Annotated in this window: 15 protein-coding genes; 10 read left to right on the top strand and 5 right to left on the bottom strand. The window is 64.0% G+C overall.

What is annotated here, in order from left to right; all coding sequences use genetic code 11:
• Positions 1–153 precede the first annotated feature (153 nt).
• From prpF to prpB, 5 genes are all read right to left on the bottom strand, one after another.
• Positions 154–1,344, bottom strand: coding sequence for a 2-methylaconitate cis-trans isomerase PrpF (gene prpF, locus MY55_RS14570; RefSeq protein WP_065202593.1), 1,191 nt, complete (start codon positions 1,342–1,344; stop codon positions 154–156).
• 57 nt (positions 1,345–1,401) lie between these two features.
• Entirely contained in the window at positions 1,402–4,005 is a 2,604-nt protein-coding gene (gene acnD, locus MY55_RS14565) for a Fe/S-dependent 2-methylisocitrate dehydratase AcnD (RefSeq protein ID WP_047237031.1), read from the bottom strand.
• A gap of 13 nt (positions 4,006–4,018) precedes the next feature.
• The gene (locus tag MY55_RS14560; RefSeq protein WP_065202592.1) at positions 4,019–4,585 is read right to left on the bottom strand and encodes a putative glycolipid-binding domain-containing protein; all 567 of its coding nucleotides are present in this window, start codon (positions 4,583–4,585) and stop codon (positions 4,019–4,021) included.
• A gap of 56 nt (positions 4,586–4,641) precedes the next feature.
• Positions 4,642–5,790, bottom strand: coding sequence for a bifunctional 2-methylcitrate synthase/citrate synthase (prpC, locus tag MY55_RS14555; protein WP_065202591.1), 1,149 nt, complete (start codon positions 5,788–5,790; stop codon positions 4,642–4,644).
• 80 nt (positions 5,791–5,870) lie between these two features.
• Positions 5,871–6,749 (bottom strand): methylisocitrate lyase, encoded by an 879-nt coding sequence (gene prpB / locus MY55_RS14550; RefSeq protein WP_043580037.1) that lies wholly within the window; start codon positions 6,747–6,749, stop codon positions 5,871–5,873.
• A 245-nt stretch (positions 6,750–6,994) separates the two neighbouring features.
• On the opposite strand from prpB, the gene rpoE reads away from it, so the two are divergent.
• The 10 genes from rpoE (at position 6,995) to era (ending at position 15,897) form a co-directional block, all read left to right on the top strand.
• Complete coding sequence (rpoE, locus tag MY55_RS14545; protein WP_043580038.1) at positions 6,995–7,594, top strand: RNA polymerase sigma factor RpoE; 600 nt, start codon at positions 6,995–6,997, stop codon at positions 7,592–7,594.
• 2 nt (positions 7,595–7,596) lie between these two features.
• On the top strand, positions 7,597–8,073 hold the full coding sequence (locus tag MY55_RS14540) for a sigma-E factor negative regulatory protein (RefSeq protein WP_043580039.1): 477 nt from the start codon (positions 7,597–7,599) through the stop codon (positions 8,071–8,073).
• Between the two features lie 68 nt (positions 8,074–8,141).
• Entirely contained in the window at positions 8,142–9,038 is an 897-nt protein-coding gene (locus tag MY55_RS14535) for a MucB/RseB C-terminal domain-containing protein (RefSeq protein ID WP_230623440.1), read from the top strand.
• A 257-nt stretch (positions 9,039–9,295) separates the two neighbouring features.
• Positions 9,296–10,708, top strand: a complete 1,413-nt coding sequence (locus MY55_RS14530) for a DegQ family serine endoprotease (protein WP_043580041.1) — start codon at positions 9,296–9,298, stop codon at positions 10,706–10,708.
• Positions 10,705–10,944, top strand: coding sequence for a glutaredoxin family protein (locus tag MY55_RS14525; protein ID WP_043580042.1), 240 nt, complete (start codon positions 10,705–10,707; stop codon positions 10,942–10,944). Before MY55_RS14530 ends, MY55_RS14525 begins: the two co-directional genes overlap by 4 nt.
• Positions 10,945–11,122: 178 nt before the next feature.
• On the top strand, positions 11,123–12,916 hold the full coding sequence (gene lepA, locus MY55_RS14520) for a translation elongation factor 4 (RefSeq protein WP_043580043.1): 1,794 nt from the start codon (positions 11,123–11,125) through the stop codon (positions 12,914–12,916).
• Positions 12,917–13,894 carry a signal peptidase I gene (gene lepB, locus MY55_RS14515; protein ID WP_043580044.1) on the top strand — a complete coding sequence of 326 codons (978 nt, stop codon included), beginning with the start codon at positions 12,917–12,919 and terminating at the stop codon, positions 13,892–13,894.
• A 38-nt stretch (positions 13,895–13,932) separates the two neighbouring features.
• A complete protein-coding gene (locus MY55_RS14510) occupies positions 13,933–14,292 on the top strand; it encodes a DUF4845 domain-containing protein (protein WP_043580045.1) in 360 nt (119 codons plus the stop codon).
• Between the two features lie 7 nt (positions 14,293–14,299).
• Positions 14,300–15,010 carry a ribonuclease III gene (gene rnc, locus MY55_RS14505; RefSeq protein WP_043580049.1) on the top strand — a complete coding sequence of 237 codons (711 nt, stop codon included), beginning with the start codon at positions 14,300–14,302 and terminating at the stop codon, positions 15,008–15,010.
• Positions 15,007–15,897: a GTPase Era gene (gene era, locus MY55_RS14500; protein ID WP_043580050.1), complete on the top strand. Its 891-nt coding sequence runs from the start codon at positions 15,007–15,009 to the stop codon at positions 15,895–15,897. The genes rnc and era overlap by 4 nt, the downstream gene beginning before the upstream one ends.
• Positions 15,898–15,901: the final 4 nt, after the last annotated feature.

Below are 15,901 nucleotides of genomic sequence, written 5' to 3'. Positions count from 1 at the left end.
ATGCAGATGGAATTCATGTCTTTGTCGCGCCGGCTGGCCGTCATTATCTCACGAAATCTAGCAAGAAACTGCCGGCAATGGCGCTGTCGGAATGGAAAAACGGGGAGGCTTCGCAGCATCCCCGCTATTTTTGGGCGAATCCTGCCGGCTGCCTCAGAAGGCGTCGCCCGGCACTCGCACCCAGCCTTCCATCAGCACGCGGGCGCTGCGGCTCATGATCGCCTTGGTGACCACCCATTCGCCGCGTTCCTCGCGGGCCTGCGCGCCCACCCGCAGCGTGCCGGACGGATGGCCGAAACGCACCGCCTGGCGCTTGCCGCCGCCGGCGGCCAGGTTGACCAGCGTGCCGGGAATGGCCGCGGCGGTGCCGATGGCCACCGCCGCGGTGCCCATCATCGCGTGGTGCAGCTTGCCCATTGACATCGCCCGCGCCAGTACGTCGATATCGGAGGTTTTGACTGGCTTGCCGCTGGACGCGGTGTAGTCGGCCGGCGGCGCGACGAAGGCGATCTTGGGCGTGTGCTGGCGGCCGGCGATCTCGTCCAGGCTCTTGATCAGCCCCATTCTCAGCGCGCCGTGGGCGCGGATGGTTTCGAAACGCGCCAGCGCCGCCGGATCGGAATTGATCGCGTCCTGCAATTCCGTGCCGGTGTAGCCGATGTCGGCGGCGTTGACGAAGATGGTGGGGATGCCGGCATTGATCAGCGTGGCCGGGAAGGCGCCGACGCCCGGCACTTCCAGCGTGTCGACCAGCTTGCCGGTGGGAAACATCGCGCCGCCGTCGCCGTCTCCCTCATCTGCCGGGTCGAGGAATTCCAGCTGCACCTCGGCGGCGGGGAAGGTGACGCCGTCCAGCTCGAAATCGCCGGTTTCCTGCACTTGGCCGTCGCTGACGGGCACGTGGGCGATGATGGTCTTGCCGATATTGGCCTGCCAGATGCGCACGGTGCAGATGCCATGCTCCGGCACGCGCGCCGGGTCGATCAGGCGATTGGCGATGGCGAAAGGGCCGACGGCGGCTGACAGGTTGCCGCAGTTGCCGGTCCAGTCGACGAAGGCCTTGTCGATGGCGACCTGGCCGAACAGGTAGTCGACATCGTGATTCGGCCGGGTGGATTGGGACACGATGACGGTTTTACTGGTGCTGGACGTTGCGCCTCCCATGCCGTCTATCTGCTTGCCGTACGGGTCCGGGCTGCCGATGACGCGCAGCAGCAGTTTGTCCCGTGCCGCGCCGGGCTGGCGGGCGGCTTCCGGCAGGTCCTGCAGCCGGAAAAATACTCCCTTGCTGGTGCCGCCGCGCATATAGGTGGCGGGAATGCGAATCTGAGCCGGGTGAGTCATGTTTGCCGTCCTGTTTTTGTGTGGCGCGGCCGACATGAATCGGCCGCTGTGTGTGGGTCAGGCTTGCGCCGCCGCCAGGAAATCCTGAGCGAAGCGCTGCAATACGCCGCCAGCCTCGTAGATCGACACTTCTTCCGCGGTGTCCAGCCTACAGGTCACGGCGACTTGCACTGTTTCGCCGCTGCGGCGATGGATCACCAGGGCCAGGTCGGCGCGCGGCTGGCGCTGGCCGATCACGTCGTAGGTTTCGGTGCCATCCAGCTGCAAAGTCTTGCGGTTGACGCCGGGCTTGAACTCCAGCGGCAGCACGCCCATTCCAATCAAGTTAGTCCGGTGGATGCGCTCGAAGCCTTCGGCGGCGATGGCCTCCACGCCCGCCAACCGCACGCCCTTGGCCGCCCAGTCGCGCGAGCTGCCCTGGCCGTAGTCGGCGCCGGCGACGATGATCAGCGGCTGCTTGCGGTCCATATAGGTTTCGATGGCTTCCCACATCCGCATCACCTTGCCTTCCGGCTCCACTCGGGCCAGCGAGCCCTTTTGCACCTCGCCGTCCACCACGGCCATTTCATTGACCAACTGCGGGTTGGCGAAGGTGGCGCGCTGCGCGGTCAGGTGGTCGCCGCGGTGGGTGGCGTAGGAATTGAAATCCTCTTCCGGCAGGCCCATCTTCGCCAGGTACTCGCCGGCGGCGGAGCTGGCCAGGATGGCGTTGGACGGCGACAGGTGGTCGGTGGTGATGTTGTCCGGCAGCAAGGCGAGCGGGCGCATGCCCTTCAGCGTGCGCTCGCCGGCCAGCGCGCCCTCCCAGTACGGCGGGCGGCGGATATAGGTGCTCTGCGGCCGCCAGGCGTATAGCGGGCTGGCTTTGGCGGCGCTGTCGCGGTGGATGGCGAACATCGGCTCGTAGACTTGGCGGAACTGCTCCGGCTTCACCGATTGCTTCAGCACCGCGTCGATTTCGGCGTCGGACGGCCAGATGTCCCGCAGGCGGATTTCCTTGCCGTCGGCGATGCCCAAGACGTCTTTTTCGATGTCGAAGCGCATGGTGCCGGCGATGGCGTAGGCGATCACCAGCGGCGGCGAGGCCAGGAAAGCCTGCTTGGCGTAGGGGTGGATGCGGCCGTCGAAGTTGCGGTTGCCGGACAGCACCGCTGTCGCGTACAGGTCGCGGTCTAGGATTTCCTGCTGGATTTTCGGGTCGAGCGCGCCAGACATGCCGTTGCAGGTGGTGCAGGCGAAGGCGACGATGCCGAAGCCCAGCTGTTCCAGCTCGGACAGCAGGCCGGCTTCCTTCAAATACAGCTCCACCGCTTTGGAGCCCGGGGCCAGCGAGGATTTCACCCACGGCTTGCGAACCAGGCCCAGCTTGTTGGCGTTGCGCGCCAACAGGCCGGCGGCGATCACATTGCGCGGATTGCTGGTGTTGGTGCAGCTGGTGATGGCGGCGATGATCACCGCGCCGTCCGGCAGCAGGCCCTGCGCCTCTTGTTCGCGCGCCTGGGCCAGATTGACCGCGATGCCGCGTTCTGCCAGCGCCGACACCGGCAGCCGCTTGTGCGGGTTGGACGGGCCGGCCAGATTACGGACCACGCTGGAGAGGTCAAATGTGAGTAGGCGCTCGTATTCTGCCGTTTTCAGGCTGTCCGCCCACAGGCCGGCGGTCTTGGCGTAGGTTTCCACCAGCTTCACCTGCTCGTCGCTGCGGCCGGTCAGTTTCAGGTAATCGATAGTCTGCTGGTCGATGAAGAACAGCGCCGCCGTCGCGCCGTACTCCGGCGCCATATTGGAGATGGTGGCGCGGTCGCCCAGCGTCAGCGCCGCCGCGCCTTCGCCGTAAAATTCCAGATACGCGCCGACGACTTTTTGTTGGCGCAGGAATTCGGTCAGCGCCAGCACCATATCGGTGGCGGTGATGCCGGCGGCCGGTTTGCCGGCCAGCTCCACGCCGACGATGTCCGGCAGCCGCATCCACGAGGCGCGGCCCAGCATCACGTTTTCCGCCTCCAGGCCGCCCACGCCGACGGCGATCACACCCAGCGCGTCCACATGCGGGGTGTGGCTGTCGGTGCCGACGCAGGTGTCGGGATAGGCCACGCCCTTGTCGCTGTGAATTACCGGCGACATCTTTTCCAGGTTGATCTGGTGCATGATGCCGTTGCCGGCGGGGATCACGTCCACATTGTCGAAGGCGGACTTGGTCCAATCGATGAAGTGGAAGCGGTCCTCGTTGCGCCTGTCCTCTATCGCGCGGTTTTTTTCGAAGGCTCGCGGGTCGAAGCCGCCGCACTCCACCGCCAGCGAGTGGTCGACGATCAATTGCACCGGCACCACCGGGTTGACCTGGGCCGGGTCGCCGCCTTGGTCGGCGATGGCGTCGCGCAGGCCGGCCAGGTCCACCAACGCGGTCTGGCCCAGGATGTCGTGGCAGACCACGCGCGCGGGGAACCAGGGGAAATCGCGCTCGCGCTTGCGATAGACGATTTGTTCCAGGCATTCGGTCAGGGCTGCCGGCTCGCAACGGCGGACCAGGTTTTCGGCGTGGATGCGGCCGGTGTAGGGCAGCTTGTCCCAGGCGCCGGGCTGGATGGCCTCCACGGCGGCGCGGGCGTCGAAATAGTCGAGCCCGGTGCCGGGCAGGGCGGTGCGGTATTGGCGGTTCATGTCTGTCTTTCGCTCAGTCGCGGCCGCTGTCGGGCAGCCGTTGCAGAAAGTCGCTGTAATGAATGGTGAAGCCTTGCTCGTCGACGATGATGTCGGCGGCGAAGCCGGGCGATTGGTAGCGGTAGCAGGCCAGCCCGTCGCGGTCCGGCAGGCGGGTGTAGCGCTGCGGGCAGCGCGTCGGCTCCAGGCTGGGCAGGCGCACGAACAGCATGGAAAGTTCGACGCTGTCGCCGACGCCCAGTTTCAGGCGGCGGATCGGGAAGGCGTTGGTCAGGCCGCAGGCCTGCAGGTCCAGTTCCTGGCAGCCGTCCCAGGCCGGCTGGGCCTGGCCGTTGAGCAGCCAGCGGCCGCTTTCGGTGTGCTGCAGCGTCAGTTGCCTGGGTTCGGGGGCGGAAACGTCGATGTGGGCGTGGCTGAGCCGGCCGTGATGGTCCAGCTGCATCCGGTAGCGCAGGCTGGCGCCGCTGTCGGCGTGCAGCAGGCTGCCGCTGGCGGAAAGAGACAGGCCTGAGCCGGTTTCGAGCTGGACTTGCTCCAGCCCGGGACAATCCAGGCGCTGCCAGAACAACGATTGCTTCATTCACTGCTCCGAAATGGCCGGCGCGGCCGGAGGGCCGCGCCGCTTGCGTCAATGGCTCAACGCTGTTCCAGCGGGATGTAGGCCTGGTCTTCCGGGCCGATGTAGTTGGCCGACGGGCGGATGATTTTGCCGTCCTGGCGTTGCTCGATCACGTGCGCGCTCCAGCCGCTGGTGCGGGCGATCACGAACAGCGGGGTGAACATCGCGGTCGGCACGCCCATCGCGTAGTAGCTGACGGCGGAGAACCAGTCGAGATTCGGGAACATTTTCTTGACGTCCCACATCACGCTTTCCAGACGTTCGGCGATGTCGAACATCTTCATGTCCTGGTTTTGCCGGGACAGTTCGCGCGCCACTTCCTTGATCACCACGTTGCGCGGGTCGGACACGGTGTAGACCGGGTGGCCGAAGCCGATGACCACTTCCTTGCGCTCGACGCGGGCGCGGATGTCGGCCTCGGCTTCGTCCGGGCTTTCATAGCGCTGCTGGATTTCGAACGCCACTTCGTTGGCGCCGCCGTGCTTGGGGCCGCGCAGCGCGCCGATGGCGCCGGTGATGGCGCTGTGCATGTCGGAGCCGGTGCCGGCGATGACGCGGGCGGCGAAGGTGGAAGCGTTGAATTCGTGCTCGGCGTACAGGTTCAGCGAGGTGTGCATCGCCCGCACCCATTCCTGGGGCGGCTTGACTCCATGCAGCAGATGCAGGAAGTGGCCGCCTATGCTGTCGTCGTCGGTTTCGACGTCGATGCGCTTGCCGTTGTGGCTGTAGTGGTGCCAGTAGAGCAGGATGGAGCCGAATGAGGCCATCAGGCGGTCGGCGATGTCGCGCGCGCCGGCCAGGTTGTGGTCGTCCTTCTCCGGCAGCGCGCAACCCAAGGCGGACGCGCCGCTGCGCATCACGTCCATCGGGTGGGCGCTGGCCGGCAGCGCCTCCAGCACCGCTTTTACCGAAGCCGGCAGGCCGCGCAGCGATTTCAGCTTTTTCTTGTAGCCGGCCAGTTCCGCCTGGTTCGGCAGCTTGCCGTGCACCAGCAGGTAGGCCACTTCCTCGAATTCGGCCTTGTCGGCCAAATCGAGGATGTCGTAGCCGCGGTAGTGCAGGTCGTTGCCGCTGCGGCCGACGGTGCACAGCGCGGTGTTGCCGGCGGCGACGCCGGACAGGGCGACGGATTTTTTCGGTTTGCCGGAGAGAACCACTTCAGTCATGCCACTTCTCCTTAGTGTAGACAATGGGCAAAGCTGCTGCCGTTTTCTGCTGTTGTTGTCGCTTGCGCCTGGGGCCGGGCTTATTGCTTGCCGGCGGCGAACAGGGCGTCGAGCTTTTGTTCGTAATCGTGGTAGCCCAGGTGGTCGTACAGGTCCATCCGGGTCTGCATGGTGTCCAGCACCGCCCGCTGGGTGCCGTCGCGGCGGATGGCGCCGTACACGGCGAGCGCGGCCTGGCTCATCGCGCGGAAGGCCGACAGTGGATACAGCACCAGGCCGACGCCGTTGGCGCCCAATTCCGCGGTGGTGTAAAGCGGGGTCGAGCCGAATTCGGTGATATTGGCCAGTACCGGCACTTTCACCGCTTCGGCAAACTGCTGGTACATGGCGAGGTCGGTCATCGCTTCCGGGAAAATCATGTCGGCGCCGGCTTCCACGCAGGCGACTGCGCGTTCGATGGCGGCGTCCAGGCCTTCCACCGCCAGCGCGTCGGTGCGCGCCATGATGACGAAGCTGTCGTCGCGGCGGGCGTCGGTGGCGGCCTTGATGCGGTCCACCATCTCATCCTGCGATACGATGGCCTTGTTGGGGCGGTGGCCGCAACGTTTTTGCTGCACCTGGTCTTCGATATGGACGGCGGCGGCGCCGGCCTTTTCCAGGCTGCGCACCGCGCGGGCGATGTTGAAAGCGCCGCCCCAGCCGGTGTCGATGTCCACCAGCAGCGGCAGGTCGCTCGCGTCGGTGATGCGGCGCACGTCGATCAGCACGTCTTCCAGCGTGGTGATGCCGAGGTCGGGAATGCCGCAGGAGGCCGCGGCCACGCCGCCGCCCGACAAGTACAGGGCCTTGAAACCGGAGTGTTCGGCCAAACGTGCGGAATAGGCGTTGATCGCCCCTACCACCTGCAATGGTTTTTCTGCGGCCACGGCCTGGCGGAAACGCTGCCCGGGAGTGTTCATGGAGTGCTCCTGATGGTAGGGATGGGGTAGTTGCTTGTCATTCAAGCAAGTGCTTGGTTGGAGTGTAATTGCTCCACAAAATGCTGGCAATAGTTGTCAAACGGATATTCAAGTTTTGCCGCGACAGTGATATGTTTCGCTACGTCCTCGCCAGTGGGAACTCAAGGCAAAGCCTGTGGTCTAGATCACAGTCCACGTACACGACCACATAGAACAGTGGGCAAACCAGGGAGCATAACAACGACATGAGTGATCGGGACATCGATCAACAGTTGGTGGAACGTGCCCAGCGAGGTGAAAAAAGAGCTTTCGATCTGCTTGTTGCCAAGTATCAGCGACGTCTCGCCAGGCTGTTGTCGCGGTTTATCCGCGACGGTTCGGACATCGAGGATGTGACGCAGGAAGCGTTTATCAAAGCGTATCGTGCCTTGCCGTCTTTCCGGGGTGAGAGCGCGTTTTACACATGGCTGTACAGGATCGGCATCAATACTGCCAAGAATTTCCTCAGCGCCAGCGGGCGACGCCCGGTGGTGAACAGCGAGATCGAGGACGAGGATGGCGAGAGCTTCGACATGGCGTCGCAGATTCCCGACATGAACACGCCCGAAACCGAGCTGATGAACAAGGAGATTCTGGCGACGGTCAACGCCGCCGTGGAGGCTTTGCCGGAGGAACTGCGCACCGCCATTTCGCTCAGAGAAATGGAGGGCTTGTCCTACGATGAAATCGCCAGGGTGATGGACTGTCCGATAGGCACCGTGCGTTCGCGGATTTTCCGGGCGCGCGAGGCAATTGCTGCTGAGCTCAGGCCTCTGCTGGATACGGCCAAGAACAGAAGGTGGTAAGTATGAAAGAAACGATATCCGCGCTGATGGATGGCGAGCTGGACGGAACAGAAGCCGACAAGGCGCTTTCCGCCATCGCCGCTGACAAGGACCTGGATGCGGCCTGGGACCAATATCACCTGATCGGAGACGCGATGCGCTCCAATCGCATGGCGGGGCTGAATGTGCGCGCCAAGGTGGCCGAGCGCATGGTGGACGAGCCGACGGTGCTCGCGCCGCGCCGCTGGATGCGGCCGCGCCGCGCCCGGGCGGCCAGCGCGGTGGCCTTGGCCGCCAGCGTCAGCTTCGCGGCGGTGGTGGGCTGGCAGCAGCTCGCCCACCGCTCCGCGCCGGCTTCGGCCATCGCGGACCGGGGCGTGCCGGTGCAGATCGCCCAGCCGGCGATGGAGCAGGACGATCCCTATGTGCTGGCGCACCAGGAAGTGACCGCCGACCAGAGCGTGATGCGCGTGTCTTACGGAAACGGAGCTCGCCACTGATGCGTGTCGTTCCTCTGATTGGCGTGTTGATGTTCGGGGCCGCCTGCGCGGCCCATGCTGAGGATGACATGCAGCTGTTGCGCAACGTCGGCAATGCCGGACGGCAGCAGGCGCTGGATGGCACCTATCTGCATCAGATGAACGGCATGTTGGAAACCTTCCGCATCGTCCGCCAGGGGCAAGGCGACGGGGTGCGCGAGAAGCGCGTCTCGTTGGACGGCCCCTCGCGCGAGGTGGTGCGAAACGGCGGCGAACTGACCTGTTTCGCGCCCGACAAGCGCGCGCTGATGGCGTGCAAGATCAGCGCGATGCGGCTGTTCCCGGCCTTGCTGCCGGACGATCTGGAAGACATCACCCGTTCCTACGTGCTCAAGCGCACCGGTTCGGACCGGGTGGCGAAGCGCGATTGCCAGTGGCTGGATTTGCAGCCGCGCGATCCGCAGCGCTACTCGATGCGGATGTGCATCGAGCCCAGCACCTACCTGCCCTTGAAAGTGATCACCCTGTCGCCGCGCGGCGACTCGGTGGAGCAATTCACTTTCACCGAGGTGGAGCTGGCCGGCGCGAAGGACAAGAAGGCGTACAAGCCGCGGCTGGCGCAGAAGTTCCTGCTGCGGCCGGCCAAGGCGCCGGTGGGCGCTGATCCGTCGGTGTCGCAGAACGAGGTGAGCGGTCTGCCGCAAGGTTTCCGCTTGCTGCGTTCGGTGCAGCGCGTGCTGCCGGGGCAGGGCGGCAAGCCGGTGCGCCATCTGGTGCTGTCGGACGGCCTGGTGATGCTGTCGGTATTCGTCGAGCCGCCGCCGCCTGAGAACGCCAGGCTGGAGCGGGTGGGCAATCTGCACGGCGCCATCAATATGGCCACCAGCTATCAGGGCGACATGCAGCTGACTGCGGTGGGCGATATGCCGCAGACGGCGATGATGGCGCTGCTCAAAGGCCTGCACATCAATGGCAAGAACGATTGAGCCTGCGATGCGTGAAGCCTCGGTGGCTGCGGACGTAAGCGGCGCGGCTGCGCCGGGAGCGTCCTTCGGCTGAAGTGGTTCGGCTGGCCGTTTTCATTGCCGGGTGCGATGAGAGCGGCCAGTTTTGCGTGCCGCGCCTGTCGGCGCCGCGCTTGATGGGAAATGACCGGGCGTCCTGATGGGCGGCGGTCTGCTTGATTCTGGCTGCCGGCTATCGCCGGAAACTCAATCCACAACACATCCAAGATGGAGCGCACATGTCGGTTAAAAAACTGATCATTTCCGTAATGCTGTCGGCATCTTTCTTTGCCGCCCAGCTGCCTGCCGCCATGGCGGCTGAGCTGCCGGATTTCAGCGGTATCGTCGAAAGCGAGGGCAAGGCGGTGGTCAATATCAGCACCACCTCAATGGTGAAGGAGGCGACGGCGGATGTGCCGGAGGGAATGGAGGGCGATCCGTTCTTCGAATTCTTCCGCCGTTTCGCGCCGCCGCGTCAGCAGGAACGCCAAGAGAATTCGCTGGGCTCGGGCTTCATCATCTCTTCCGACGGTTATGTGCTGACCAATGCGCACGTGGTGGCGCGCGCGGAGAAGATCACGGTCAAGCTGACGGACAAGCGCGAATACCAGGCGCGGGTGATAGGCTCTGACGCCCGCTCCGACGTGGCCTTGATCAAGATTGACGCCAATAATCTGCCGGTGGTGCGCCGCGCCGACCCCAAGACGCTGAAAGTGGGCGAGTGGGTGCTGGCCATCGGCTCGCCTTTCGGTTTCGAGAACACCGCCACTTCCGGCATCGTGTCCGGCAAGAACCGCCAGCTGCCGGACGAGAGCTCGGTGCAGTTCATCCAGACCGACGCGGCGGTGAATCCCGGCAACTCCGGCGGACCGCTGTTCAATATGCGCGGCGAGGTGGTGGGCATCAACTCGCAGATCTATAGCCGCTCCGGCGGCTTCATGGGCATCTCCTTCGCCATCCCGATCGACACCGCGATGAATGTGGCGGACCAGCTGAAGGCCAAGGGCAAGGTGACCCGCAGCCGCATCGGCGTGGTGATCCAGGAGTTGAGCAAGGACCTGGCGGCTTCGTTCGGGCTGGCGAAGCCCAGCGGCGCGCTGGTGAACGCGCTGGACCCGAAAGGTCCGGCGCAGAAGGCGGGCCTGAAGGCGGGCGACATCATCGTCAAGGTCAACGGCCAGGATGTGAATTCCGGCGGCGATCTGCAGCGGCTGATCAGCGACATGCCGCCGGGCAAGGCCATCGCACTGGATATCTGGCGCAACCGCGCGCCGCTGAGCATCAAGGTGGTGCCGGAAGAGCTGAAGGCAGAAGACGCGCGGGTGGCGCAGCGCGAATACCGCAAGCCGGGTTCGGAAAACGAGCAGAGTCTGGCCCAGATCGGCCTGCGCCTGCAGGAGCTGAGCCCCGCCCAGCTGCAGCGCGCCGGCATTGCGTATGGCCTCTTGGTGCGCCAGGCCAACGGCGTGGCGCTGCGCGCCGGCATCCAGCCGGGCGACGTCATCGTCGGCATCGGCAGCGATCCGCTGCAAAGCTTCGCCCAACTGAAGAAGGCCTTGGAGCAGGCGAAGAACGGCGGCACGGTGGCCTTGCAGGTGATGCGCCAGGGCATGGTACAGTTCGTGCCTTTGACGATAGGCGAGGCCAAGTGAAGCTGACATTGTATTTTCGCGAGTACTGCAGCCTGTGCCACCAGATGCTGGCCGAGCTCGCGCCGTGGCGGCAACGCTACGGCTTCGAGCTGGAAGTGCTGGATGTGGATGCCGACCCGGCGCTGGAGGCCCGTTTCAACGAATTGGTGCCGGTGCTGATGGATGGCGAGGCCGAAATCTGCCATTGGCATCTGGATGCTGCGAGATTGGCTGCACACTTGGGCGAAATCGGCTAAAATCCGCGCCAGTGTGAGTTAAACCGGGGGCGCGCTGGCCGCGCCCCCGATTGCTGATCGGCTTCCGGCAGCCGTCGGACGCGCCAGGATCATGGCCCTCCGCCGGCGCGCCTCCGGAGCGGCCATCCGTCAGCAGCCTCGGGCACGCGCGCGTGCCCTTATCTTTTGCTGGAAACCGATGAAGAACATCCGAAATTTTTCGATCATTGCCCATATCGACCACGGTAAATCCACCCTGGCCGACCGCTTCATTCAATTCTGCGGGGGCCTGGAGCTGCGCGAAATGAGCGCCCAGGTGCTCGACTCGATGGACATCGAGAAAGAGCGCGGCATCACGATCAAGGCGCAGACCGCCGCGCTGACCTACAAGGCGCGCGACGGCCAGATCTACAATCTCAACCTGATCGACACCCCGGGGCACGTGGACTTCAGCTACGAAGTGTCGCGCTCGCTGTCCGCCTGCGAAGGCGCGCTGCTGGTGGTGGACGCGTCGCAAGGCGTGGAAGCCCAGACCGTGGCCAACTGCTACACCGCCATCGAGCTGGGCGTGGAAGTGGTGCCGGTGCTGAACAAGATCGACCTGCCGGCGGCCGACCCGGAGCGCATCTCGCAGGAAATCGAAGACATCATCGGCATCGAGGCGGTGGACGCGGTGCGCGCGTCGGCCAAGTCCGGCATCGGCATCGAAGACATCCTGGAAGAAGTGGTCAGCAAGATCCCGCCGCCGCAGGGCAATCCGGACGGCCCGCTGAAGGCGCTGATCGTCGACTCCTGGTTCGACAACTACGTCGGCGTGGTGATGCTGGTGCGGGTGATCGACGGCTCGCTGAAGCCGAAGGACAAGATCAAGTTCATGGCCACCGGCGCCGAGCACCTGTGCGAACAGGTGGGCGTGTTCACGCCGAAATCGGTGCAGAAACCCAGCCTGAGCGCCGGCGAAGTGGGCTTCGTCATCGCCGGCATCAAGGAATTGAAATCGGCCAAGGTCGGCGACACCATCACCCTGGTGAACAACCAGGCCGCCGAGGCGCTGCCGGGCTTCAAGGACGTGCAGTCGCAGGTATTCGCCGGCCTGTACCCGGTGGAAAGCCACGATTACGAAGCGCTGCGCGACGCGCTGGAAAAGCTGCAGCTGAACGACGCCTCGCTGAAGTACGAACCGGAAGTGTCGCAGGCGCTGGGTTTCGGCTTCCGTTGCGGCTTCCTCGGCCTCCTGCACCTGGAGATCGTCCAGGAGCGGCTGGAGCGCGAGTTCGACATGGACCTGATCACCACCGCGCCGACGGTGAACTACGAAGTGGTGATGAAGGACGGCACGGTGGAAGTGGTGTCCAACCCGTCGCGGATGCCGGATTCCGGCAAGTATGAAGATTTGCGCGAACCCATCATCACCTCCACCATTCTGGTGCCGCAGGACTATGTCGGCGCAGTGATGACGCTGTGCAACCAGAAGCGCGGCTCGCAGCGCAATATGCAGTACATGGGCCGCCAGGTGATGCTGACCTACGACCTGCCGATGAACGAAGTGGTGATGGACTTCTTCGACAAGCTCAAGTCCACCAGCCGAGGCTACGCCTCGCTCGACTACGAGTTCAAGGAATTCCAGAGCGCCGACCTGGTCAAGCTGGACGTGCTGGTCAACGGCGAGAAGGTGGATGCCTTGAGCCTGATTGTGCACCGCGCTTCCAGCGTGTACCGCGGCCGCGAGCTGGTGTCCAAGATGCGCGAATTGATCCCGCGCCAGATGTTCGACATCGCGGTGCAGGCGGCCATCGGCGGCCACATCATCGCCCGCGAAACGGTGAAGGCGCTGCGCAAGAACGTGTTGGCCAAGTGCTACGGCGGCGACATCACCCGTAAGAAAAAGCTGCTGGAAAAACAAAAGGCCGGCAAGAAGCGGATGAAGCAGGTCGGCAACGTGGAAATCCCGCAAGAGGCTTTCCTGGCGATTCTTCAAGTAGGGGACAAATAAGTGGGTGCAAACTTGTTCTGGGGGTTCGTGGCGGCGGCCGTGGTCGGCGCCATCCTGGTGGCGCTGGGCGGCAAGAAGCAGGACGGCGACAAGGACTGGCCGCAGTCCGTGCAGTGGGGCTATCTGGCCCTGGTGATCGGCGGCTTCGGCCTGCTGTCCAGCTATATGAGCTTTACCGCGGTCATGCTGGTGTTCGTGCTGATCACCGGCGTGGTCTGGGCCCTGGACAAGTGGCTGCTGGCGAAGAAGCGCGCCGCCAGCGGCGCCCAGCCGGGACATTTCGTCGATTACTCGCGCGGCTTCTTCCCGGTGATCCTGGTGGTGTTCGTGCTGCGCTCCTTCCTGGTGGAGCCGTTCCAGATTCCGTCCAGCTCGATGCGTCCGGGCCTGGTGGTCGGCGATTTCATCCTGGTGAACAAGTTCACTTACGGCATCCGCGTGCCGGTGCTGAACAATGTGCTGATCCCGGTGAACAAGGTGGAGCACGGCGACGTGGTGGTGTTCAACTACCCGCCGGAACCGAAGATCAACTACATCAAGCGCGTGATCGGCCTGCCGGGCGACACGGTGGAATACCGCAACAAGCGGCTCACCATCAACGGCAAGCCGCTGCAGGATGTGCCGGACGGCAGCTATGACTACCTGGAAAAGGACTTGGGCCTGCAGACCATCACGGCCAATCAATACCGCGAAAGTCAGGCCGGCAAGACCTACCATGTATTGAACAATGTCGGCACGCCGGTGGTGGCGCTTAGCCAGGTGCGAGATTTCGACTACCGCGACAACTGCCGCTATGACGAGGACGGCTTCGTCTGCAAGGTGCCGCAGGGCCACTACTTCATGATGGGCGACAACCGCGACAACAGCTCCGACGGCCGCTACTGGGGCTTCGTCGACGACAAGCTGATGGTGGGCAAGGCCTTCATGATCTGGATGAACTTCGGCAATCTGTCGCGTATCGGCACCCAGGTAAAATAACTCAAGGCCGCGCGGGCGGCCATGACCAGGAGAGGCGCATGAGGCAGCAGAAAGGTTTGTCGGTAATTGCGGTTTTGTTGGTTCTGGCCCTCGTCGGCTTCGCGCTGTTGCTGGTGTTCAAGGTGGTGCCGGTTTATTCCGAATACGGCGACGTCAAGTCGTCGCTGAGCGCGCTGTCCACCGAGACCAATGTCGGCGAGCATACGCTGCGCCAGGAGTTCGACGCCAAGGCCAGCGTGGCCGGAATCGTCTCGATCAAGGGCGACAACCTGATCGTGGTCGCCGGCGGCAACGGCAACTATCTGCGTGCCCAGTATCACCGCGAGGTGCCGCTGTTCGGCAACGTCAGCCTGCTTTTCAATTTCGACACCCAGGCAGGTCAACCGCCTGCCCAATAACAACATCGTGACCCAAATCGACAACCGTTTCCGGCGCCTGTCCCAGGCGCTGGATTATGCTTTCCAGAAACCGGAATTGCTGCGCCAGGCCCTGACGCACCGCAGCTACAGCAGCGCCAACAACGAGCGCTTCGAGTTCGTCGGCGACAGCATTCTCAATTACACCGTGGCGCGGATGCTGTTCGACCAGTTTCCGCAACTGACCGAAGGCGAACTGTCCCGGCTGCGCGCCAACCTGGTCAATCAAAACACCCTGGCCGAAATCGCCCATGAGCTGAAACTGGGCGACTACCTGTACCTGGGCGAGGGCGAGCTGAAAAGCGGCGGCTTCAACCGCCCGTCCATCCTCGCCGACGCGCTGGAGGCGACTTTCGCCGCCGTCAGCTTCGACGCCGACTTCGGCGCCGCCGAACAAGTGGTGCGCCGCCTGTACGACCAGCGGGTGTCGACCATAGACACCACCCGCCAGGCCAAGGACGCCAAGACCCGCTTGCAGGAAGCGCTGCAAGCGCGCAAGCTGCAGTTGCCGAAGTACCGCATCCTGTCGCAGAGCGGCGAGGCGCATGAGCAATGGTTCAAGGTGGAGTGCGACCTGGGCGAGCTGGCCCTGATATCCACCGGCGACGGCGGCAGCCGCCGCGCCGCCGAACAGCAGGCGGCCGAAGCGGCCCTGACCCTGCTGGAACAGAAATTCGCTGCGAGCAAGAAAAAATCATGACCGATACCCCTTTCCACTGCGGCTTTGTCGCCATCGTCGGCCGCCCCAACGTGGGCAAATCGACGCTGATGAACCACCTGATCGGCCAGAAGATCAGCATCACCTCGAAAAAGTCGCAAACCACGCGCCACCGCGTCACCGGCATCCATACCGAAGACGCGGCGCAGTTCGTGTTTGTCGACACCCCGGGCTTCCAGACCTACCACAAGGGCGCGCTGAACGAGGCGCTGAATAAGAGCGTCAAGGATTCGCTCGGCAGCGTCGACTGCGTGCTGTTCCTGCTGGAGGCGATGCGCTTCACCGCCGCCGACAAGGAAGTGATGGCGCTGCTGCCGAAGAAGACCCCGGTGATCCTGGTGGTGAACAAGCTGGACAAGGCCAAGGACAAGCTGACGCTGCAGGCCTTCATCAATGAGGTGACGGCCGAGTTCGAGTTCGCCGGCGTCGAAGTGGTCAGCGCCAAGCACGGCCAGCGCCTGGCCGAGCTGCTGGACCAGGTGCGCCCGCACCTGCCCGAATCCATGCCCTTGTATCCGGAGGACATGGTCACCGACAAGAACGAGCGCTTCCTCGCCGCCGAGATCGTCCGCGAAAAGCTGTTCCGCTATCTGGGCGAAGAGCTGCCGTACGAGATGAACGTCGAAGTGGAAATGTTCGAGATGGACGGCGCGCTGCGCCGCATCCATATCGCGGTGCTGGTGGACAAGGAGCATCAGAAGCCCATCGTCATCGGCAAGGCCGGCGAGAAGCTGAAGAAGATTTCCACCGAGGCCCGCCTCGACATGGAAAAGCTGTTCGACGGCAAGGTATTTCTGCAGGTGTGGGTGAAGGTGAAGTCCGGCTGGGCCGACGATGTCCGCTTCCTGCGCGAGTTCGGCCTGAACTGAGCGG

The organism is Chromobacterium subtsugae, assembly GCF_001676875.1.
Classification (GTDB): domain Bacteria; phylum Pseudomonadota; class Gammaproteobacteria; order Burkholderiales; family Chromobacteriaceae; genus Chromobacterium; species Chromobacterium subtsugae.
The sequence above is the reverse complement of the archived record's forward strand: the minus strand, read 5'-3'. Positions and strand labels throughout refer to the sequence as shown.